Consider the following 22,989-nt stretch of genomic DNA (forward strand, 5'->3'; position numbering starts at 1 on the left):
AAAGAAAGTACTTATTTTTTCGTTTCTTGATCTAACCACCATTTAAATCCACTTTCTTGCAATAATTCATTAGATGCCTCTGGACCATATGAACCAGACTCATATTCATGAAGTGGTAATAAGTTTTCCTCGAATGCTTCAAGAATTGGTTGTACCCATTCCCATGACAATTCAACTTCTCTCCAATGTGCAAAGAATGTAGCGTCTCCACTCACAGCATCGTGAATGAGTCTTTCATACGCTTCAGGTACTCCCACATCCGCTTGCTCACAAGTAAAGTTAATACGGATCGGTTCAATTTCTCCATTTTTCAATGGGTTTTTACTATTTAACTGTAATGAAACGTTCTCACCTGGGCTAATTTCAATTATTAACAAGTTAGGTGCTGCATTTGGATTACTATCTTGATATTGCTGTTTTAACGTATTTTTAAATTCGATTACAATACGAGTAGACTTTTCTTTCATTCGTTTGCCTGTTCGTATATAAAAGGGAACGCCAGTCCAAAATGGATTATCGATCCACAAGCGAGCAGCGACAAATGTGTCTATATTAGAAGAAGGATTTACTCCTGGCTCCTCTTTATATGCTACAACTTGCCCGCCATTTATCTCACCTGCACCATATTGTCCGCGAATGATATGGTTTTGAACGTCTTCTTTTTTCACTTTACGAAGCGCCTCCATTACCTTTCGCTTTTCCTCTCGAATTTCACATGCATTAACCTTTTCCGGCAAATTCATAGCAGTCATCATTAATATTTGTAACATATGATTTTGAACCATATCTCGAATGGCTCCTGCCTGATCATAATATCCTGCCCTTTCTTCAACCCCAACTGTTTCACTCGCTGTGATTTGTACATTCGCTATATGTTCTTTATTCCAAATCGATTGTAAAACAGGATTTGCAAACTCTAGTGCTTCAAGGTTTTGAATCATCGGCTTACCTAAATAATGATCAATACGATATATCTCGTCTTCTTCAAACGTGCGACTAAGCTTATCATTCAGCTCACGAGCAGATGTAAGGTCGTGCCCGAACGGTTTCTCAATCATTAGGCGTTTCCATCCATCCGTTTTATCAAGTCCGCTTTCCTTAATATTTAAAGCGATTGTCTCAAAAAATTCAGGAGCAACGGAAAGATAGAACATTCTATTCCCTTTTATATGTAGTTCTTCTTCCCTTTCACGAACGACTTGTAATAATCTCTCATAGTCTTCCGGCTTACTCACATCTAATGGACAATAGCGAAAATTATCTAAAAAACCTTCGAGTTCTGGAGTACCTTCTTCTCTATGACGAGAAAACGTCTCTATTGATTCTTTTATTCTTTTTTGAAAATCTACATGAGATACTTCACGTCTCCCAAGCCCGATAACGGATATTTGCTTTGGAAGCTTTTGATCTCTATATAAGTTATATAGTGCGGGGTAAATTTTGCGTTTCGCTAGGTCCCCTGTCGCTCCAAATAAAACAAAGGTCATTGATTCCAATTTCAGTCCCCCTCTTGTTGTATAATCCTGGTCAATATATTAAAAATGAATTGTACAGAAGCTCATGTTTTTATAAAAACAAAGAGTTATCAAATTCCAATTCTTTTTATACCTTTCGCTTTCTAATTGTCCCCAATATTAATAGTGGCAATTCAAAGCGTTTCTACCACGACTTACTTATTTATAATACTTTACGAAATAACATATATTTAATTACTTTTAGTAATTAAATAATCTTATGTCTAGTATATTAACCACATATATTATTATCGTCAATAAAAATGTCTTAAATTACATACTACTTATTTCGTATTACTTTTCTAAGTTTATCCTTAGTTACCACTCATTTTCAAAGATAATGATCGATATAAAAAATATCAGTTTCATCAAAATCTTCAATTAATTTTTCGTTAAACTCGTGAGCAGACGTTACATGATGACCAAAAGGCTTCTCTATAATAAGACGGTTCAATCCTTTTGTAGCCCACAATCCAATTTCCTTAATATTTAAAGCAATGACATCAAATACTTCTGGTATAACAGATAGGTAAAACATGCGGTCTTCAGGAATGTTTAATTCTGTTTCACGTCTCTTTACAAGACTCAACAAATCTTGATAGTCCTCTATATTCGCTGTATTTAATTGACAATAACGAAATGTGCTAATAAATTCTTCTACTCCTAATTCGTCATCAGCAGATCTTCTAGAAAATGTAGCAAGGGATTGTTCTACCTTTGTTTGAAATTCCACATCTGACATTACCTTTCTACCAATACCGATAATAGAAATAGATTGCGGTATATTCCCATTACTAAATAATTTGTATAAAGCAGGGTAAATTTTGCGTTTCGCTAAATCCCCTGTCGCTCCAAATAAAAGAAATGTCATTGAATCCATTTGTTCTCTCCCTTTTAAAACAATTGCTAGAATAGAATATATAAACTCATTTGCTACTTAGCACAATACTGTCTCTAAAACCTCATACTTTACCAATGTTTCTTCAATACTATTTTGCCACGAGCACGCTCTGACTCACTTATGTGGTGTGCTTTTTTTACACCTTCTACATGTAAAGGCAACACATGCGTTACAACGGGTTTAATCTTCCCGTCCTCAATTAATTCTGTAATAAGAGAAAGTTCATATCCGTTAGGTTCAGTAAATATATGGTCACTCTCAATATTTTTCTCTCTTGATATCTCGGTTTGCGGAATTTCCATACCTTTCGGACCATAAATAGACGCTAACTTTCCATTTGGTGCAAGCACTTTATAACTATCCTTTAGTACATCTCCGCCTAACACATCAAAAACAATATTGTAATTATGCAAAAGCGAAGAAAAGTCTTCTGTTTTGTAATCGACGACAGTATCAGCGCCTAGATCCTTTACAAACTGCATGTTTTTCGTACTAGTCGTAGTTGCAACATGTGCACCGAAACTTTTCGCTAGCTGAATAGCAAACGTACCAATTCCGCCAGATCCAGCATGAATTAAAACCTTATTACCTTTTTGAACATTTGCGAACTTCACTAAGCTTTGCCAACTTGTCAAACCTACAAGAGGGATTGATGCCGCCTCTTCAAAAGATAAATTCCTCGGTTTTTTCGCCACATATTTCTCATCTACAGCCACGTACTCTGCATAAGCACCGTTTCGTTCAATATCCGGACGACTATATACTTCATCCCCCACTTTACATGCTGTTACGTTTGGCCCTATAGCAGCAACTACACCTGCAACATCCCATCCTAAAACGAGCGGGAAGTCATAAGAAATTACGTCTTGCAGTAAACCTTCACGTATTTTCCAATCCACGGGATTTATACCAGCTGCATATACTTCAATTAGTACATCGGTGTCTCCTAATAGCGGTGTCTGCATTTCAATCTCTTGTAGTACGCTTTTATCTCCATATTGCATAAGTCCTATCGCTTTCATTCTTTTCACTCCTTTACAATGCTGGGAAATGAGGTAGTACTTCTTCTCCTAGCTCATCCAATACTTCGTCAGCTGGACGTTGACCATCAAATAGAGCAAGGAATAAATGATTCACACCAATACTTTTATATATATCAAGTAATTCAATTAGTGCCTTACGCCCTGTACGGTAACCTAAACGTATCGGTGTAGGACGTTCATTTGGATCTTCAGATAAGTCTAAATGCATCGGTTGGATAAATGGTTTAAATACATCTGGATGATAATCCTCTACTAGTTCTCTCCATTGTCCAATTGCTGCTGCCTGATGCACTGGACTACGTGGGTAGTACATCCATCCATCACCATGTTCAGCGAACCAATCCATATTTTGCTGACTAAAACCTGTAATAAAGGTTGGAACACGTTTAGACGGTTTTGGAACCAAATTCGCTCCATTCACTTCTCCTAGTGTCGACTGGATAGACGGGAAGTTTTTATACAAAATCTCTTCCAAGTAAGCAAACGCTTCTCTAAACTTTTCACCTCGTGTTTCATGACTAACACCTAGCGCTTTGAAATCGGCACGTCTGTCACCGGATGAAACGCCAAGCATAATTCTTTCTGGAAATAGTTGATCTAATGTAGCAATTTCTTTTGCTACACGCAATGGATGACGAAGTGACAATACGGTTGCCGACGTTCCAAATGCGATTTTCTCTGTTTTACTTGCTAAATACGTTAAATAAATCATCATATCGTAAATTTGACCTGTTGCAGGATCACCAAAGTCAGGGTCTTGCAGTAAAACATCGCGAAGCCATACACCTGTAAAACCATATTGTTCTGCTTTTTGTACTAACTCTACTTGTTTTTCCATCGTTGGAGCATGAAACTGATAATTTTCAATCGGAATGTGAACTCCTAATGTAAGCTGATCTTTCGCAAACATACGATTATATCCAAAATGATTCGCAAACTTTTCCATTTGTTTCACTCACTTTCCTTTATTTATATAAATCTATACTTTTCATATTTCTTCTCAAAATTCATAAGCAATACTGCAACACCACATTGTTGCCGATTGTCATCGTCATAACTTTCTTTGTGCTACGAGTGTTATTATAAATCGGCCATAACATGAATAACAGTACGTACTTTAAAGTGATGTAGGCACTTAAAAGTACCTATACTAAGTAAGTAGTAATAAACATAATGAATAAATCGTGCTGCAAAAATAACATCTATCCTTTCTTCAAAAAACTTTACAGTTGCTTTTGCAAGTACGTTACATGATCCCACGTACTTGCCTCTTCTTTATATAAAATGCTCACTAACCAAATTCAAAATATTATACTTATTTTTCGTACTTTGCTATGCTATAACCATAAACAGGAGGTATAAACTATGAAAGCACAAATTATCCATTCTTTTGGGGATTCATCTGTATTTCAATTAGAAGAAGTTTCAAAACCAAAACTTTTACCAGGTCATGTTCTAATCGATGTAAAAGCAACAAGTGTAAATCCAATCGATACGAAAATGCGTAGTGGTGCCGTTTCAGCAGTCGCTCCTGAGTTTCCAGCTATATTACATGGCGATGTAGCTGGTATTGTTATTGAAGTAGGAGAAGGTGTTTCGAAATTCAAAGCTGGCGATGAAGTATACGGATGTGCCGGAGGTTTTAAAGAAACTGGTGGTGCACTTGCAGAGTTTATGCTTGCTGATACGCGATTAATTGCTCACAAACCTAACAATATAACAATGGAAGAAGCAGCTGCTCTACCATTAGTGGCAATTACAGCTTGGGAATCTTTATTTGATCGTGCAAATATTAAACCTGGTCAAAATGTTCTCATTCATGGAGCTACTGGTGGCGTAGGACACGTAGCCATTCAACTAGCTAAATGGGCTGGTGCTAAAGTTTTTACAACCGCTTCTCAGCAAAGCAAAATAGAAATAGCCCATCGTCTCGGAGCTGACGTAGCTATTAACTATAAAGAAGAATCTGTTCAAGAATATGTGCAAAAACATACGAATGGCAACGGATTTGAAGTTATATTTGATACAGTAGGTGGCAAAAATCTCGATAACTCTTTCGAAGCTGCTGCAATCAACGGAACTGTCGTAACAATTGCAGCTCGTTCAACCCATGACCTCTCTCCTTTACACGCAAAAGGACTCTCTCTGCACGTTACTTTTATGGCGTTAAAAATATTACATACAGATAAACGTGACGCTTGTGGGGAAATTTTAAATAAACTAACGCAAATAGTAGAAGAAGGAAAACTTCGCCCATTGCTAGATTCGAAAACTTTTACGTTTGATGAAATTGCACAAGCACATGAATATTTGGAATCAAATAAAGCAATAGGGAAAATAGTGTTGAAAAACGTTTGGTAACTTTCACTAAATAATACAAATAACAGCAGGATCACTTCGCCTTATCTTTGTCTTAAGAGGCGTGCCACAACCTTAAAAGCTTCCCATCCTTTACAACAAATAAAAAAATAACAGCCGAATTTTTCTTATAGTAGAAAATCCGGCTGTTTTCATATCACAATTTGCTATATATATATTTCTGTTAATAAGTAAAATACAACTCATTTGCCTTACCATCTTTACCTTCAACAGCATATTATATTGTTTTAAATTTATTAAAATACACTACGTACTAATCCCCCGTCTATTCGCAACGCGGAACCATTAATCGCTGAAGATAGTGGGCTGCTTAAGAAAGTGACAAGATTGGCAATTTCTTCTGGTCGAATAAGTCTTTGAATAATAGAGGTTGGTCGATTTTCTTTCATAAATCGCTTCTCAGCTTCTTCTATTGTCAATTGCTCATTAGGATAAAGACTATTTAACATAGTCTCCACTCCTTCCGTTAAAGTCGAACCAGGCATGATAGTATTAACAGTCACATTCGTTCCTGTCGTCAGCTCAGCTAAACTACGAGAAAGTGAGAGTTGCATCGTTTTAGTCGCACTATAATGAGCCATTTCTTGAGATGGCATAATAGCTGCTTCGCTAGCAATAAAGATAACTCTTCCTTCTTTTCTTTCAATCATTTTTTTCAAGTACGAGCGAGTAAGTCGAACACCACTCATAATATTGACTTCAAACAATTTAAACCAATCTTCATCAGGGATATCAAAATATTCTACAGGTTCAAAAATGCCTAAGTTGTTAATAAGAATGTCTACTTCAGGGTACTTTTCAATCACATTTTGGCACCCTTGTTCTGTTCCTAAATCAGCTACTACGGGTTGAAGGATAGCATCTGGATACTGCATTCGAATTTCTTTTATCGTTTGATTAACATTTTCTTCACGGCGTCCATTAATAAGTACAGTAGCTCCTTCCGCTACTAATGAAGTGGCAATTGCTTTTCCAATGCCTGCCGTAGATCCAGTAACCAGTGCTGTTTTCCCTTTTAATTGCATATGCATATAGATCCCTCCAAATTCATGTGCTACATGATTGACTTACGTTGGAATAAATAATTACGTTTATATTGTGGTTCATTTCTCTTATCTTTAACAGAAAATAAGCTGATCCACCCTTTTTTCAAAAGAGTATAAACGAAAATTATGTAGCTATTGCACTCTGTACGGAATTAAAAAATCACATCAACAGCAGAGTAAAGCTAAAACCAACTAATAAATACCATTATGATATATATTAACGATAAAGAAAATTACGCACTTTAAAGTTCCATAGGAACAAAAAAGTGCCCTATAAACTATAATTTCTAACTCTTTATATTTACTAACGTAGTATCCTTTTCTATCATAGAAAAGAGTGTAAAATTATATATTCTTACATACAGTTATAGGATTATTTTTATCCTAATTAACTACAAATTATATAACACATCTATAAGATAACGTTCAAAAAACCTCGCAGAAAAATTCGAGGCCACTGAAAAATCTCCATCTCTAACTACTTTTCTTGATAATTGTAAATTTTGTATATTAATTAGATATAATACGGAGAAACCTTCACATTATAAAAAAATATTATTAAAATAGAAACACGCAGATTGCTTTCCCCCGCTAATTATTTATAATTCCCTACATAAATAACGGAATTATCCTATTTGTTTGATATAATTTATATGGTTACAATACATATATAGAAACACACAATTACAATTTATTGGCACGGAGGTGTGAGAAATGAATAATCAACGAGACATAGAACCTAAAATAGAAAGAAGCTTTGAATTAATAGGAAAAAGATGGACGGGATTAATTATTTATGTACTAATGAGTGGTCCTAAACGTTTTAGCGAGATTCATACAATAATTCCAGATTTAAGTAAACGTATGCTCACAGAAAGAATGAAAGAACTTGAGGATAACGATATAGTGGTAAGACATGTACTCGCAGAACGCCCTGTAAGAATAGAATATTCACTTACCAAAAAAGGCGCAGCATTAGGGGAAATTCTGGGACCAATTAGTCAATGGGCAGAAAGCTGGATGAAAGAATAAATGTAGATCTCCTTTCATATTCACAAGCGAAATAACTCTCAAACAAAGACAAATTATAATTCACTAAAAATTATACTTAATAAGTTCAATAAATGGACAATTTATCTTATAAAATTTACACTGTTTAATATTCAAGTAATAACTGACCTCATTTTAGAAAGGCTGGAATAAATATATGGCAAATCTTCTTTATATTACAGCCCATCCATTTGATGATACTCAATCATACAGTATGGCGGTTGGAAAAGAATTTATTAAATCTTATAAAAAACTAAACCCTAATGATGAAATCGTTCATCTTGATTTATATAAGGCTGATATTCCATATCTGGATGCTGATGTCTTTAACGGATGGAATAAACTTAGATCCGGGACCCCATTGAACGAATTAAAACCTATTGAAATTTCAAAAGTCGGACGTCTAGCTGAATTAGGTGGGCAGTTTGTCTTAGCTGATAAATATGTATTTGTTACTCCTATGTGGAATTTCTCCATCCCTGCCATTTTAAAAACATATCTAGATGCTGTAGCTGTATCTGGAAAAACATTCAAATATACAAAAGAAGGATCAGTTGGATTATTAACAGGTAAAAAAGCATTGCACATTCAAGCGAGTGGCGATATTTATATTGACGGACCAGAAGCATCAAAAGAAATGGGGCACCGCTATTTAAAAGTTATGATGGAGTTTTTTGGAACTTCATCTTTTGAGGGTATCTTTATCGAGGGGCATAACAAGTTTCCTGAAAAAGCATTAGAAATTAAGGAAAATGCTATTCTTAAAGCGAAAGAAATTGCTAAATATTTTTAAATACGAAACTCTAAAGAATAAGGTAATTTCAAAATCAGATCCTTGCAGTCTACAATTAGCTGCTGATTCAAATAATATGTACTCGCTATTTTGCACTATAGATAAACATAAAAAAGCTATCAATTCCTGATAGCTTTTTTATGTTTATTTAATTCCGATAACCTAACTATCTCGTGCAACTTGGGATATCTTCAGCATTTAGAAAAAACACGATACGCAAAAAAATAGCCCCCACAAAAGAGGGTATTTGAAGTGAAATCCGAAAGTGGCAGTTAATATGCTGTGTACAAAATTTCTTTGTACGTTCCATTATGTATTGAAATTTATATAAGTAAATCACCCCATATTACCCTAGTTGTCGGATAATGTAATCAGCCGTACGAATAGACAATGCAATTGTAGTTAGAGTAGGATTAGCTGCTCCAATGGAGGGAAGTACACTATTATCAGCTACATAAAGACCCGGAATGCCATGAATTTGACCAAATTGATTGGTTGCAGAAGTTAAAGGATCATCACCCATACGGCATGTACCTGACTCATGATAATCATTTCCAGGAGACATTAGAGAGATTGGAGGCCTATTCTCTTGTGAAGTCAAGGATAATTTCATTGCTGAGGTAGCTTGTATCTTAGCTTGTGCCATTTGTTGGATGATCATATTGTCTCTTTCACTGTAGGAAAAACTGACTTGAATCTGTGGTATACCATATTCATCACGTTCGGTAGGGTCTAAGTAAACACTATTTTCAAATCGGGATTCTACTTTACCGAAGGTATTTAACGCAATTTTCACTTCCTCAAGAAATGGTTTTTCCTCAAAAGGCTGATAAGCATAGTATTTTTCCGATCCGAGCATTTGAATTTGAAAAGGAGATTGTTTTGTTTGAGGGATATTTATTACTAAGTTTCCTAGTTCCTCTGAAAAGTTTCTACGGTTTATTTGCCCTATAGCTCTAAGAAGGGAATGATTCGTCAAATAATGGCCAATTGCTGGTCCTTGAATTCCTGAGTAAAGCAAAATTCGAGGTGTTTCTAGAGCACCCGTTGATAATACAACTGTTTTTGCTCTAATGAAATAGGACTTTTTATCAGGAGAAATCACGTGAACTCCGACTGTTCTTCCTTGATCGATTACTACTTGAACGACACGAGAATTGACTGCTAAATCAAAAGCCCTCCAATTCAAGGCATAGGCTAAAAAATGGATTGAGCTAAAAAAAACATCGGAACCAATTTGTCCTTGTTGTGTTCCTTTAAGATTAACAGCCATTGGTAAGTCTATAGCTTCCGGAAATCCATTTTTCTTAAGACGCTCTAACATGATGTTTTGCATAGATGATCCTCGGGCGAAAAACGGAGTGACATTCATTACTTTTTCTGCGATAACATAATAGAATTTCATCTCGTTTGCTGTCACAGGCCATTTTTCCATTTCAAAAGTAGGCATTCGGGGAGATGCCGTACTCCAAAACAAGGTTCTACCTCCAAGAGCAAAAACCAGTGTTGCTTCCGAATATTGAGGCAACCGCTTCCCAATAGGGGTTGCGACTTTAGGAAAATAATTGTTTAAAAGCCGATCAATATTCATTGTGGGAAGATTTTGCCCATGAGTTGGTAAAAGCAAATCCCCTGCTTCCAGAAGACCAATTTGTTTTTTTTTATTTTTCCATTGTTCACATAATCTCCATAGAACCGCCCCGCCTCCTGCTCCACTGCCAACAATCAAAACGTCATATTCTTTATTAGTCATTTGCTCCAACGGTATAACCGAAATCCATTCGTTTGGATGTGATTGCACAGTCTCACTTCCTTTAGAATTTTTACGCATTTATATAACTGTATTACTTTTCTCTTTTATTTATCTTGAATTGAGAATTTTTTTTACTGGGAAGTATATTTAAATCATTCAAAAATTGAAATTCGTAATAAACAAGTCCATTTTATTAGACTTGCTTATTACGAATTTTTTTATTTACCCTTTTAAAATCGAAAATTAATTCTTGACATAAAATTATTGTGTAGTTATTATTGGTTACATAAAGTAACCTGTTAACAAAAATATATTTAATATAAATTAATTTTAAAACATATTTTTAAATAGGTGCTTATTTTTAATAAAAGGGGGACGTAATTAGATACCAAACAAACTAAGCTTGCTGTCTCTTATATGAATTCAGCTAAATAAATATGTTTTAGGAAGGTTAAAAAATGGATATTTTATTAGCGATTTTACCAGCATTATTTTGGGGAAGTATTGTACTCTTCAACGTTAAACTAGGTGGTGGACCCTACAGTCAAATACTAGGAACTACCCTTGGCGCTCTAGTTTTTTCTATCGGTGTTTATATTTTTATGAAGCCCGTTTTGACGCCAATGGTTATAATCATCGGGATTATTTCAGGCCTATTTTGGGCAGTAGGACAAGCCAATCAATTGAAAAGTGTTGATTTAATAGGGGTTTCTAAAACAATGCCTATTTCAACAGGAATGCAATTAGTGTCAGCTACTTTATTTGGAGTAATCGTATTTCATGAATGGTCCACAACAACGTCTGTTGTATTAGGTGTTCTGGCACTTATTTGTATCATTGTTGGAATCGTTCTCACATCTCTTCAAAGCAACGAGGAGAAAAACGAAGAACAAACAGGAAATTTCAAAAAAGGGATTGTGATGTTATTCATCTCAACTCTTGGTTACTTAGTGTATGTAGTAATTATCCGCTTATTCGATATAGACGGATGGTCGGCGTTATTGCCGCAAGCGATCGGCATGGTGTTAGGTGGACTGATGCTAACATTTAAGCATCAACCATTTAATAAATATGCCATTCGCAATATTATTCCTGGCTTAATTTGGGCAGCCGGAAATATGTTTTTATTTATTTCACAGCCACGTGTAGGGGTAGCTACAAGCTTCTCCCTTTCCCAAATGGGGATTGTAATCTCAACTTTAGGTGGCATTTTTATTTTAGGTGAAAAGAAAACAAAACGTCAGTTTAATGCGATTATCATTGGGATTATCTTTATTGTCGCAGCTGGAGTTATGTTAGGAATTGCAAAAGGATAAAGAGGAGGAAAAAATTATGTATACAGATTTAAAAGGAAAAGTAGTTGTTATTACAGGTGGTGCAACTGGTCTTGGAAGAGCGATGGCAATTCGTTTTGGAGAAGAACAAGCGAAAGTTGTAATTAATTATTATTCAAACGAATCAGAGGCAAATGAAGTAGTACAAGCAGTTAAGCAAGCTGATGGAGAGGCCATTGCTGTACAAGGAGATGTCAGAGTTGAATCAGATATGATTAATCTAATTCAATCTGCTGTGAAAGAATTTGGTACGCTGAATGTAATGATTAATAATGCAGGTATCGAAAATCCGGTACCTTCACATGAAATGCCATTAAGTGATTGGAATAGAGTAATTGATACGAATTTAACAGGCGCTTTCTTAGGAAGCCGCGAAGCAATTAAATATTTTGTAGAGAACGATATTAAAGGGTCAGTTATTAACATGTCAAGCGTTCACGAGCAAATTCCATGGCCATTATTTGTTCACTATGCAGCAAGTAAAGGTGGTGTTAAGCTAATGACAGAAACATTAGCACTAGAATATGCACCAAAAGGAATTCGTGTAAACAATATTGGACCAGGTGCTATCAATACGCCAATTAATGCTGAGAAATTTGCAGATCCAGAAAAACGTGCCGATGTTGAAAGTATGGTTCCAATGGGATATATCGGAGAACCAAAAGAAATTGCAGCGGTAGCAGCATGGCTTGCTTCTTCACAAGCGAGTTATGTAACAGGTATTACACTGTTTGCTGATGGCGGCATGACTCTATATCCATCCTTCCAAGCTGGACGTGGTTGATTAATCAATAATTGAGTTGTTTGGTTTTAATAAGTTTAAATGAAGCAGTTAGCCTTCGCTAACTGCTTTTGTATTGAATAATTTTTTAAATACATGGTAATACTATAGATACACCAAGGTCGAATACGAATAACCATTGTGTTCTTCTTATTCACGAAGCAGTTAGCTTTTACTAACTGCTTTTCCTTTAAAAAAATAAATGAATTTTTATTAGATTCATTTCCGTATAACATTTTCATTCTCATTACACTATAACTGTAGCTTTATGTTCCACCTCTATTACAGGCAGGGCCTAATTTTCGTTTTTATAAACATATACTCTAATGAAATTAGGTATTTATTAGCGATTTATGCATCTTCTTAATCAAAGCCTCAGTAAATCACATGTATACTACAAATACTTCTGAAAACTGACACGAACATAAATTATTAATGGTATTTACACTTTAGCTTCTAATGTCGAAGTACTTAACCTCCCCCATGTAATCTTTTACAAATCATAACTCTGAATTCCTTAACAATAGTTATTACCTTCCAACCTTGTTCTTTTGGAATATGTTTAGTAATTGCTTTTTCCTTTGTTCAATCATCTACGTAAGTACGCTAGCGCAAGGTGTCATTACTGATGCCGTTCTCTTCTATTTTTTCAATTCTCTTTGAGATTAAAATAACGTTTTTATTCATGTTTTCTCTATTCATTTACTTCACGATTAAACCATTTATCTCTAGTTAACTTATCGAGAAGAAAATAATAATTCTCCGCTGTTACAAGCTCATAATTATTATTTTCCCAATAAATTTCTTTTAAATTATCTTCTGTAACCATTTCAACTAAATCCCCAGCTCATCGGGTTCTAATGCAAGATGCCCATATTATACAGAAACAAGCTCCTTAAAAGTAAAAAAACATAAAATATATAGATTCTTTATAAAGGAGCTGATAATTCAATGTACCCTTCCCATTATGTACCTTGGGGACAATGGCATCAACACCACCCTCATCAAACATGGCAACAATGGCATCATACAATGTGGCCACATTATATGAATTGGAATCAATGGCATCAACATTATCCTCATCAAACATGGCAACAATGGCATCAACAATTTCCAATACCTTACCATCGTTAAAAATAAAAACTATAAAACAAAGGGTACCCTCTAATTGGATGCCCTTTTGTTTTAATATAAGAATTTTATATAAAAATTAATCCATATTTTTTGCATGATTTTTTATATGAGATTCATTATATCCGTCACTCTGAAAGATATTCCTAAAGTAAAAAATCACTTTAAAGACTGATTCTATAATCTCTGAAAAAATCCTGTTATACAATTACTCATCCGCGTCCAGCTTGGAAGGATGGATATAGAGTCATGCCGCCATCAGCAAACAGTGTAATACCTGTTACATAACTCGCTTGCGAAGAAGCAAGCCATACCGCTACAGCTGCAATTTCTTTTGGTTCTCCGATATATCCCATTGGAACCATACTTTCAACATCCGCACGTTTTTCTGGATCTGCAAATTTCTCAGCATTAATTGGCGTATTGATAGCACCCGGTCCAATATTATTTACACGAATTCCTTTTGGTGCATACTCTAGTGCTAATGTTTCTGTCATTAGCTTAATACCACCTTTACTTGCTGCATAGTGAACAAATAATGGCCATGGAATTTGCTCGTGAACGCTTGACATATTAATAACTGACCCTTTAATATCGTTCTCTACGAAATATTTAATTGCTTCGCGGCTTCCTAAGAAAGCGCCTGTTAAATTCGTATTAATTACTCTATTCCAATCACGTAATGGCATTTCATGTGAAGGTACCGGATTTTCGATACCTGCATTATTAATCATGACATCTAGTGTACCAAATTCTTTCACTGCTGACTGCACGAGATTGATAACATCCGATTCGACTGTTACATCTCCTTTTATCGCAATAGCTTCCCCCCCTACTTTTTTAATCTCGTCTACTAATTCATTCGCTTCCGATTCATCAGATCGATAATTTACTACAACCTTTGCTTGTTCTTCTCCAAAACGAACTGCCATTGCTCTTCCAAGACCTTTTGCAGCACCTGTAATAACAACTACTTTTCCTTTTAAATCTGTATACATAATTTTTTCCTCCTCTTTATCCTTTTGCAATTCCTAACATAACTCCAGCTGCGACAATAAAAATAATTCCAATGATAATCGCATTAAACTGACGTTTTGTTTTCTTTTCACCTAAAATAAAAATGCCACCTAAAGTTGAGATTACAATCCCCATTTGGGAAAGGGAGAAGCTTGTAGCTACCCCTACACGCGGCTGTGATATAAATAAAAACATATTTCCGGCTGCCCAAATTAAGCCAGGAATAATATTACGAATGGCATATTTATTGAATGGTCGATGCTTAAATGTTAGCAGGATTCCACCTAACACCATGCCGATTGCTTGCGGCAATAATGCTGACCATCCGTCTATATTAAATAATCGTATTACGACTACATAAACTAAATAGCCAAAAGTAGATACCAATAAAATTAAAATCCCTCTTTTTAAGTTCCCTGCTTGTGCTTGTTGTTTCTCTTCTGAATTTGGGAGTGATGTAAGAACGATTCCGATTATGATACAAATAAGTGCCAGAACACCTAATATAACAGACGTTGTTGTGGACCATTCATGAAATACGATTACTCCAAATAAAGTAGCTGACACTAATTGCATCCCGGTTGAAATAGGCATTGTTTTAGAAACTCCAATTAAATCAATACTTTTTAATTGATTAGCTTGTCCCAATGCCCAAAATAACCCTGATACAATTCCTACTCCAATTACCATTGGCGTTAACACTGGTTTTACAAAAATATAAATACCTATTGAGAAAAGAAGTGCACCAAAAGTTGTTCCAAGTACTTGACTATAGGGTCCTCCGCCCAATTTAACGTTAAAGAGTACAATACTCCCCCAAAATAACGCTGGTAAAATCGCTAATAAAATATCCATTTTTTCATCACCCCTATCCCTCCTACATAGTTACTATTACACCCCGTCCCCAAAAATTATTGTTTCTCTCCTATATAAAATATATACATCTTAAAGAATTACTAATTAATTTATAAATACGAATATTTTCCTATTACCTAAAAAAGAATCCATTTTGAAAATGGATTCTTTTTTCACAAAAATATTTGTATGTATCCTAATTAGGATATGAATTTTAAATTATCCTTTAGAGAACAGTTAATTATTTATGAAATTTCACACGCTCTTCAAGCGGTTGGAATTCTTTTTCTCCTGGTGCAGCTGTTGGATTACCAAATGGCATTTGTGCAATGAGTTTCCAATTAGAAGGAACATTCCATTCTTGTTTTACCTCATCGTCGATTAATGGATTATAATGTTGTAAAGATGCCCCTAATCCCTCTGCTTCTAAACCTGTCCACACGACTAGTTGGTGCATACCTGATGCTTGGTGTGACCAAATTGGGAAGTTTTCAGCATATGCAGCAAATTTTTCTTGAAGCGATTTCACTATTGCCTCATCTTCAAAGAATAGTACTGTTCCATAACCAGCTTTAAACGAATCCATTTTTTGTTGCGTTCCTGAAAAATCTCCATCTCCTACTACTTTTCTTAATGTTTCAGTTGTAATATCCCATAGTTTATCATGAGCTTCACCAAATAATACAACTAATCGCGCAGTTTGAGAATTGAAAGCAGATGGAGTATATTTCACAGCAAACTCCACGATTTCTTTAATTTTTTCATCCGATACTTTTACCTCTTTATTAATCCCATAGTAAGTACGTCTTTCTTTCAGTGCAGTATAGAAATCTTTTGTCATAATTCAATTCCTCCTGAGTTTTAATATTCTTCAAAATCATACATCTCATAGATAATATGCGTTTAAAAGAGTTCATTTTTAAATCATTGAACTTCTTAACACCCATTGCCAGTCATTCTAAATCTAAACACACTGCTTTCTTCAGTTTCCCTAAAAAGCCTTATAACATTATTCGGTACTATTTTACCCATTCTCCATTCAGATATTCTACGTGTTTCATATTTACACAAATATGAAAATAACCTTAAATTGATAGTCAAAAAAGCCAGGTAACACGAATAACGCATTACCTAGCTTTTTACATTTTCAAATTCAATTCAAATAACCATACTTAATGAATAGTTGTAAAAATTATACTCATTACTTATTTAATAATTAACATCTCATAAGGATGTTGTTCCATAAATCTGTTCTCCCATGGAATATCTAATGACGTCCAATTTGAACCGCCATCTACCGACTTATAAACCCCTTTATTACTAAATAAATAGAACGTTCCATCACTTGTTGCCTTTAATACTGGTATGATTGTGCCTTTAGGAGTTGGTAAACCTGCATTCATTTCTGCCCAAGGCTGATCTTTTTCTTTCTTATAAATAAATGATTCACAATTTCCATTATTGTAATCATGCGCTACGTGTGGATTTGAAGATGTCGCGATAATAATATTTTCTGGATCATTTGGGTTAACTGCCATTTGATATGCGTAATGATGTTTTAGCCCACTACACATATAGTTCCAAGTCTTACCTCCATCATTACTCTCCGCATACTCGTGACCTGGTTCTTTCAAGAATGAATCACCTAACACCCCGTATAAGCGATTCGGTGCATTGCGATGTGATGTAAGAATGTGAATATCTTGAGGATAGTTCCCCTCTTTTTCCTCAGTCCATGTCATACCGCCATCTACACTTTTAATTAATCCCCCAACCTCAATCGTTGTATATATAGTTTCTGGATTATTAGCATCAATTTCAATATGTTTTACGTGGTGCGTATATGTTCGTTGAGGAAAGAACCATGATGAATACGATGGCATTTGTCGATAATCCGTTAGCAGTTCAAAACTGTCTCCTCCATTTTTAGATACAAACATGGCGCTCGGTTCAGTTCCTACATATACGATACCGTTACCGTCATCACCCTTCACTGAAGATACAGAAACCGCTGTAATAGCTCTCATATGAATAGCATTAGCTGGGAACACTTCACCAAAAGAAGGTAAAGTTCCAATCGCTTCCCATGAACTTCCTCCATCTTTACTTCTCCATAATCCCCTATCAAAAGTACCACAATACATTCTTTCTGAATCGTATGGATCTAAAGCTAACGCAACTGGATTCGCACCTACAAACTGTGATTGGACACTCCATGTTGAGTCTTTTTTTTCTGCAATTACAAGCTCTCTATCAAACGCTAATATAAATTTTTCCATAACTAAAATCTCCTCGTTTCATAATATATCTACTGTATTATTTAAATTTTCGCCATTACAATTTAAGAGGCGAATTTTATATGCTATAGCATATAAAAGTTAAAATTTATAATCAATATGTGATTAAAAACTTACATTATATATTTTGTTAATTTCACATCAGTGCGATGAACAAGATACCCTGTTCACTCATATAAGTCCATATGCCACCTCCAAATAACTTGCAATATACATGCTATAGCATACATATTATAGAATGCATGATTACATGTCAAACTTTAATACTGTCTTAGAGTAAGTTCTCTACATAGCCAAAAGCAATTCAACAGCCATAATATAAACGCTAATCAAATAAACAGAAACATTTTATTGAATAGAAAATAAAAAAGAGTGCAACTTTGCACTCTTTTTACTCATTCTTTAATCTTAGAAATCAAAGTTATCAGGGTCTGGACCAACGCGGTGATTTTGGTTTAACGCATCGATTTTTTCCATATCTTCTTTCGTTAATTCAAAGTTAAATACATCAGCGTTTGCAATAATACGGTGTTCTTTCGTTGATTTTGGAATTGTAATTACTCCATTTTGAAGATCCCAACGTAAAATCACTTGTGCTGTTGTTTTACCGTATTTCTCAGCAATTGCCTGTAATGTTTCATTATCTAATAATTGACCTTGCATTAGTGGTGACCATGCTTCCATTTGAATACCTTGTTCTTTACAGAAAGCTTGTAATTCTTTTTGTGTTAAACGAGGATGGTATTCTACTTGGTTGATCATTGGCTTAATTTCTGCATCTTTTATTACATCTTGCAGGTGATGAATTTGGAAGTTACTTACGCCAATTGCACGTACACGCTTTTCTTTATAAAGCGTTTCTAACGCTCTCCACGTATCTTTATATTTCCCTTCTACAGGCCAGTGAACAAGATATAAATCTAAATAATCTAGTTGTAATTTTTTTAAACTCTCTTCATATGCAGCAATTGTTTCTTCGTATCCTTGGTCTGCGTTCCATACTTTTGAAGTGATAAATAATTCTTCTCTTGAAATTCCAGTCGCTTCAATACCAGCGCGAATTCCTTCACCTACAGCTGCTTCATTTCCATAAATCGCAGCTGTATCGATGCTACGGTATCCTGCCTTAATTGCTGATTTAATTGCTTCTACAAGCTCTGGTCCTTCTTCTACTTTAAATACACCTAAACCAAACCAAGGCATTTCTACACCGTTATGCAATGTTGTTGTACTTTGTAAGTTTTTCATTATATTTTCTCTCCTTTTATTTTACTTGATCTCGTTTTTCTAATGACATGCTCCATGCTGTTAAAATAACAGCACCTACTACCATAATGCCGCCTACCCAAGCAGTATGAATTAACCCTAACGAATTCGTTACAATACCACCTAAATAAGCACCAAGAGCAATCCCGGCGTTAAACGCCGCAATATTAATTGCCGATGCAACATCGACAGCACTCGGTACAAATCGTTCAGCTAACATTACGACATATACTTGTAACCCTGGAACATTCATAAATGCGAATAGTCCCATAAAAATAATTGTGATTAACCCCGCTACCTTAAATGGTGCTGTAAATGTTAAAACAAATAATATAATCGCTTGAATAAAGAACATGTAAAATAGCGCTCGAATCGGATTATGATTCGATAATTTCCCGCCAATCACATTCCCTATTGCAATGGCGATTCCATACACTAATAAAATGATAGTAACCGTATTAGCTTTAAATCCTGTTACTTCTTGTAATAACGGAGATAAATACGTAAATGTTACGAATGTTCCCCCATATCCTAATGCAGTAATGATGAAAACTAGTAACAGTCTTCCGTTTGTAATTAATTTAAACTGATCGCGGAATGATACAGACGCACCTTTTTTCATATTAGATGGAATGAGAATACTATTTGCGATTAAGGCAATAATTCCAATTACTACAATTGCTAAAAATGATGTTCTCCAGCCAAATTGTTGACCAATAAATGTTCCAATTGGTGCTCCTGTAATAGTTGCAACTGTTACACCAGTAAACATAATGGCAATGGCGCTAGCACGTTTATTTTCTGGTACAAGTGCCGCAGCAATCGTTGAACCAATTGACATAAACACACCATGCGAAAGTGCAGAAACAATTCGCGCAATAAGTAATACAGTGAAACTTGTTGCGACAGCTGCAATTCCGTTACCAATAATGAAAATAATCATAATCCACATTAATAACGTTTTTCGTGACATATTAGCTGTTAACGACGTTAATACTGGAGCACCAAATGCTACGCCTAACGCATATAAAGAAACTGTTAAACCAGCTGTTGTCACCGACACATGTAAATCTTCCGAAATAGATGGTAATAAACCGACACTAACAAATTCAGTTGTCCCAATCCCGAACGCACTAATTGCTAGCGCTAATAACGCAAATATACTTCTTCGATTCGTCTGAACTTTTGAAGACGATGCTGTATATGAATTCAATTGATTTCCCCTCTTCCCTATAATTCCTATCATAATAGTGCGATAAAAAGGCCTTTTTATCTTTCAAAACATATATTTAATCTCTACAAACGCTATTATGAATGGTTTCATTCTCTTTTTAAAGAACGCACTTTAAAGTACGATAGATACTTTTTAGTACCGTAAAGCTTGTCTCTCTCCTACATGTACTATTATGAAATATATTTAACATAATGAATAGTACGCACTTTAAAGTGCTGTAGGTACTAAAAAGTAACATAGTTAATTACTAGTACCATAAAGCTTGTTTCCCTCTCACATGTGCTATTATGAATCATATTTAACATAATAAAAAGTACGTACTTTAAAGTACTATAGGTACTAAAAAGTAACATTTATATAACCTAGCTTATTTTGCTCCAAAATTAACATCTACATTCAACGAAGAAAGGTTTCATATGGAGAAATACTCTCTTCCTAGAGAGGCGACTTTAGAGGCTATTACTTGAAAATGTAAAGGATCATGTTCATTATCACAAACAAATAATAAAAAAGGCAAAAACGAACAGAAATATGTTCATTTTTGCCTTTTTATTAATTCATTAAAATGTACGACTTTTGGAAAGGAAATCTTTATCGGCTCCCGTTACACCACTTTGCCCCCAGTTTCCTGGAATCATTTCACGAATAAGAATTAGCACTTTATCTAAAGGTGCATGCGTATATTTAGAGGTTAATTGTGTAAGCTCATTTACCCACTTATCCTTCGTCTCTTGATCAAATGTATTCCATATATCAATCTTAATAATAGCCATTCCATCAACGTTACCAGACGATGTATCGTAGGACTCTTTTGTCTCCCAATTGGACACCCTACTTTTCTCAGCAAAGGTAGCATCACTTGCTACAGCCCCAGCTTTCCCCCAATTTTCTTTTTCAAGTTCCGTTATCAACACTTGAATTTTGTCAGGGACAATTTTTAATCGTTTTATTGTAAGTTCGGTTACTTCATAAATGAATTCCTTTTTTTCTTCTGTTGACATCGTTGGCCAAGTATTTAGTTCAATTAATGGCATAGTATTGCCCCCTAAAATTAATTATCTATTCACTAGCTACAGCTATTGATTCAAATGATTTTTAACTGCTCTTATTACCAATTCGTGATCGTCTTCTGGCGGCAATCCTGAAACTGTTATCATTCCAATAACCCCTACGTTTTTTATTCTGATAGGAAAGCATCCACCAAACGCAGCATATTCCGAAGTGTCTAAAAGATATTTTTCATTATATGAGATTCCAGTTATTTCACTTTGTATCTGCATATAATACGAGCTACGATCATGCAGAGAAACAACTCGTTTTTTACGCTCAATCCACTTCGCATTTTCCTCATTTGTCCCTGTCATCTTAAAATGAAATAATTGCACACCGTTTTTTGTTATATCAACAGCAATTAATTTTCCTTCTCGCTTTGCTGTTTCCACGATAAATAAACCTAGTTGCAACGCATCTTCATTTGTAAAAGAGGAAAATTGAAGTGTTTCCTCCTCTTTTAAAATTTGTTTACTTATTTCATTCAAATTTGAAGAACTCATATTTTTAACCTCCATAATTGTTTTATGCCACACCGACATTTTTTTGAAATTATTAGGCCATATCGTACAACCTTTTAAACAATCTGAATCTAAATAAACTGTTATAACCTCATTAGTAACTAGTACCGAAAAGCTTGTTTTCTTCTTACTGGTGCTATTATGAATGATATTCAAAATTATAAAAAGTACGCACTTTAAAGTGCTATAGGTACTTTAAAGTACTATTTTACTTATCCCTATCTTACAGAGACTATTATGAAATATATTTAACATCTTAAAAATGTATGTACTAAAGAATAATATTTTTCATATCAAACTTTTTTGCTCAATGGCTGTAATGCAAGCCCATCAAATTTTTGTATAAAAACAAACGAAAAATAAGAGAACCTAGCCGATACTAGATTCTTTTCTTATCTAAAAAATACTCTTATATTTCTTTTGAGTTGTTACAAACGAATTAGAATAGAACTTCAACTAAAGGCTCATTTTAATTACAGTAAAAGATTGGTGAAATGATACATTACACCACCTAAAAATAGGAGGTAACAAAAATGAGTGAAAAAACAGCAGGCTTTTCACAAGTAAATCACGTCGGAATTACAGTAAGCAATTTAGAAAAATCTATCGTTTTTTATGAAGCATTAACAGGTAAGAAAGTATCAAACATCGATGAAATTGGCGGGAAACGAATGGCGCAAACACAAGGGCTTGAAGATACTCGTATTAAATATGCCAATCTACACTTAGACAATTTGAACATCGACATTCTAGAATACGTTGTCCCTAAATCAGATAAAGCATCTTACTCAAATGATCAAATTAGTGCGATGCATCTTTGTTTTGAAGTAGAAGATATTGATGCCGCTGTAGAACGTCTAAAAGCAATTGGGGTAGAACCAGATGGAGAGCCAATTATCTTCCAAGAAGAAGACGGCTTGAAATCTGGATTTGGTACAGGCGTTGCCTACTTCCGTGATCCAGATGGTACTAATTTAGAGCTCATTGCTCCAAAAGGCCCATTTAGACGTGAATAGTAAAAATA

23 protein-coding genes are annotated in these 22,989 nt (G+C 34.9%); 6 read left to right on the plus strand and 17 right to left on the minus strand.

Annotated features, from left to right (window positions below; translation table 11 throughout):
* Positions 1-11 precede the first annotated feature (11 nt).
* The 5 genes from zwf to PSR14_RS17260 all read right to left on the minus strand — a co-directional run bounded on the left by zwf (position 12) and on the right by PSR14_RS17260 (position 4,718).
* Positions 12-1,496: a glucose-6-phosphate dehydrogenase gene (gene zwf, locus PSR14_RS17240; RefSeq protein WP_000445343.1), complete on the minus strand. Its 1,485-nt coding sequence runs from the start codon at positions 1,494-1,496 to the stop codon at positions 12-14.
* A gap of 349 nt (positions 1,497-1,845) precedes the next feature.
* Positions 1,846-2,394, minus strand: coding sequence for a glucose-6-phosphate dehydrogenase (locus PSR14_RS17245; RefSeq protein ID WP_074532883.1), 549 nt, complete (start codon positions 2,392-2,394; stop codon positions 1,846-1,848).
* An 89-nt stretch (positions 2,395-2,483) separates the two neighbouring features.
* Positions 2,484-3,437 carry an NADP-dependent oxidoreductase gene (locus PSR14_RS17250; protein ID WP_000643802.1) on the minus strand — a complete coding sequence of 318 codons (954 nt, stop codon included), beginning with the start codon at positions 3,435-3,437 and terminating at the stop codon, positions 2,484-2,486.
* A gap of 13 nt (positions 3,438-3,450) precedes the next feature.
* Positions 3,451-4,404: an LLM class oxidoreductase gene (locus PSR14_RS17255; RefSeq protein WP_000410338.1), complete on the minus strand. Its 954-nt coding sequence runs from the start codon at positions 4,402-4,404 to the stop codon at positions 3,451-3,453.
* Positions 4,405-4,538: 134 nt separating this feature from the next.
* Complete coding sequence (locus PSR14_RS17260) at positions 4,539-4,718, minus strand: hypothetical protein (protein ID WP_000534221.1); 180 nt, start codon at positions 4,716-4,718, stop codon at positions 4,539-4,541.
* Between the two features lie 105 nt (positions 4,719-4,823).
* Here PSR14_RS17260 and PSR14_RS17265 point away from each other — a divergent pair, with 105 nt between their 5' ends.
* Positions 4,824-5,819 carry a zinc-dependent alcohol dehydrogenase family protein gene (locus PSR14_RS17265; protein WP_000647245.1) on the plus strand — a complete coding sequence of 332 codons (996 nt, stop codon included), beginning with the start codon at positions 4,824-4,826 and terminating at the stop codon, positions 5,817-5,819.
* A 254-nt stretch (positions 5,820-6,073) separates the two neighbouring features.
* On the opposite strand, the gene PSR14_RS17270 is transcribed toward PSR14_RS17265, so the two are convergent.
* A complete protein-coding gene (locus PSR14_RS17270; protein WP_000551090.1) occupies positions 6,074-6,868 on the minus strand; it encodes an SDR family NAD(P)-dependent oxidoreductase in 795 nt (264 codons plus the stop codon).
* A gap of 729 nt (positions 6,869-7,597) precedes the next feature.
* Between PSR14_RS17270 and PSR14_RS17275 the strand changes: the two genes are divergently transcribed.
* Together PSR14_RS17275 and PSR14_RS17280 are read left to right on the plus strand one after the other, a co-directional pair.
* The gene (locus tag PSR14_RS17275; RefSeq protein WP_001064754.1) at positions 7,598-7,915 is read left to right on the plus strand and encodes a helix-turn-helix domain-containing protein; all 318 of its coding nucleotides are present in this window, start codon (positions 7,598-7,600) and stop codon (positions 7,913-7,915) included.
* A 175-nt stretch (positions 7,916-8,090) separates the two neighbouring features.
* Positions 8,091-8,726 (plus strand): FMN-dependent NADH-azoreductase, encoded by a 636-nt coding sequence (locus tag PSR14_RS17280; RefSeq protein ID WP_000002013.1) that lies wholly within the window; start codon positions 8,091-8,093, stop codon positions 8,724-8,726.
* Positions 8,727-9,072: 346 nt separating this feature from the next.
* On the opposite strand, the gene PSR14_RS17285 is transcribed toward PSR14_RS17280, so the two are convergent.
* Positions 9,073-10,527, minus strand: a complete 1,455-nt coding sequence (locus PSR14_RS17285; protein WP_001190592.1) for a GMC oxidoreductase — start codon at positions 10,525-10,527, stop codon at positions 9,073-9,075.
* Between the two features lie 410 nt (positions 10,528-10,937).
* Here PSR14_RS17285 and PSR14_RS17290 point away from each other — a divergent pair, with 410 nt between their 5' ends.
* Both PSR14_RS17290 and gdh (PSR14_RS17295) read left to right on the plus strand, forming a co-directional pair.
* The gene (locus tag PSR14_RS17290) at positions 10,938-11,795 is read left to right on the plus strand and encodes a GRP family sugar transporter (protein ID WP_000353538.1); all 858 of its coding nucleotides are present in this window, start codon (positions 10,938-10,940) and stop codon (positions 11,793-11,795) included.
* 16 nt (positions 11,796-11,811) lie between these two features.
* Entirely contained in the window at positions 11,812-12,597 is a 786-nt protein-coding gene (gene gdh / locus PSR14_RS17295; RefSeq protein ID WP_098487331.1) for a glucose 1-dehydrogenase, read from the plus strand.
* Positions 12,598-13,288: 691 nt separating this feature from the next.
* Here gdh (PSR14_RS17295) and PSR14_RS17300 read toward each other — a convergent pair.
* The 10 genes from PSR14_RS17300 to PSR14_RS17345 all read right to left on the minus strand — a co-directional run bounded on the left by PSR14_RS17300 (position 13,289) and on the right by PSR14_RS17345 (position 21,986).
* Positions 13,289-13,423, minus strand: a complete 135-nt coding sequence (locus PSR14_RS17300) for a hypothetical protein (RefSeq protein WP_002163576.1) — start codon at positions 13,421-13,423, stop codon at positions 13,289-13,291.
* Between the two features lie 66 nt (positions 13,424-13,489).
* Entirely contained in the window at positions 13,490-13,711 is a 222-nt protein-coding gene (locus PSR14_RS17305; RefSeq protein ID WP_000407000.1) for a hypothetical protein, read from the minus strand.
* A gap of 226 nt (positions 13,712-13,937) precedes the next feature.
* A complete protein-coding gene (gdh, locus tag PSR14_RS17310; RefSeq protein WP_098487332.1) occupies positions 13,938-14,723 on the minus strand; it encodes a glucose 1-dehydrogenase in 786 nt (261 codons plus the stop codon).
* Between the two features lie 16 nt (positions 14,724-14,739).
* The gene (locus PSR14_RS17315) at positions 14,740-15,597 is read right to left on the minus strand and encodes a RhaT/GlcU family sugar-proton symporter (RefSeq protein ID WP_000353541.1); all 858 of its coding nucleotides are present in this window, start codon (positions 15,595-15,597) and stop codon (positions 14,740-14,742) included.
* 241 nt (positions 15,598-15,838) lie between these two features.
* Positions 15,839-16,438, minus strand: a complete 600-nt coding sequence (locus PSR14_RS17320; protein WP_000158931.1) for a nitroreductase family protein — start codon at positions 16,436-16,438, stop codon at positions 15,839-15,841.
* A gap of 364 nt (positions 16,439-16,802) precedes the next feature.
* Positions 16,803-17,876 (minus strand): hypothetical protein, encoded by a 1,074-nt coding sequence (locus PSR14_RS17325; RefSeq protein ID WP_061184475.1) that lies wholly within the window; start codon positions 17,874-17,876, stop codon positions 16,803-16,805.
* A 426-nt stretch (positions 17,877-18,302) separates the two neighbouring features.
* Positions 18,303-19,142: an aldo/keto reductase gene (locus tag PSR14_RS17330; RefSeq protein ID WP_000793586.1), complete on the minus strand. Its 840-nt coding sequence runs from the start codon at positions 19,140-19,142 to the stop codon at positions 18,303-18,305.
* A 16-nt stretch (positions 19,143-19,158) separates the two neighbouring features.
* On the minus strand, positions 19,159-20,373 hold the full coding sequence (locus PSR14_RS17335; protein WP_098487333.1) for an MFS transporter: 1,215 nt from the start codon (positions 20,371-20,373) through the stop codon (positions 19,159-19,161).
* A 581-nt stretch (positions 20,374-20,954) separates the two neighbouring features.
* The gene (locus tag PSR14_RS17340) at positions 20,955-21,428 is read right to left on the minus strand and encodes a tautomerase family protein (RefSeq protein ID WP_098487334.1); all 474 of its coding nucleotides are present in this window, start codon (positions 21,426-21,428) and stop codon (positions 20,955-20,957) included.
* 42 nt (positions 21,429-21,470) lie between these two features.
* A complete protein-coding gene (locus PSR14_RS17345) occupies positions 21,471-21,986 on the minus strand; it encodes a heme-degrading domain-containing protein (protein ID WP_113732531.1) in 516 nt (171 codons plus the stop codon).
* A 512-nt stretch (positions 21,987-22,498) separates the two neighbouring features.
* On the opposite strand from PSR14_RS17345, the gene PSR14_RS17350 reads away from it, so the two are divergent.
* Positions 22,499-22,981, plus strand: a complete 483-nt coding sequence (locus PSR14_RS17350; RefSeq protein ID WP_061129150.1) for a VOC family protein — start codon at positions 22,499-22,501, stop codon at positions 22,979-22,981.
* Positions 22,982-22,989: the final 8 nt, after the last annotated feature.

This window comes from Bacillus sp. A01H, assembly GCF_045277205.1.
Lineage (GTDB): Bacteria > Bacillota > Bacilli > Bacillales > Bacillaceae_G > Bacillus_A > Bacillus_A paranthracis.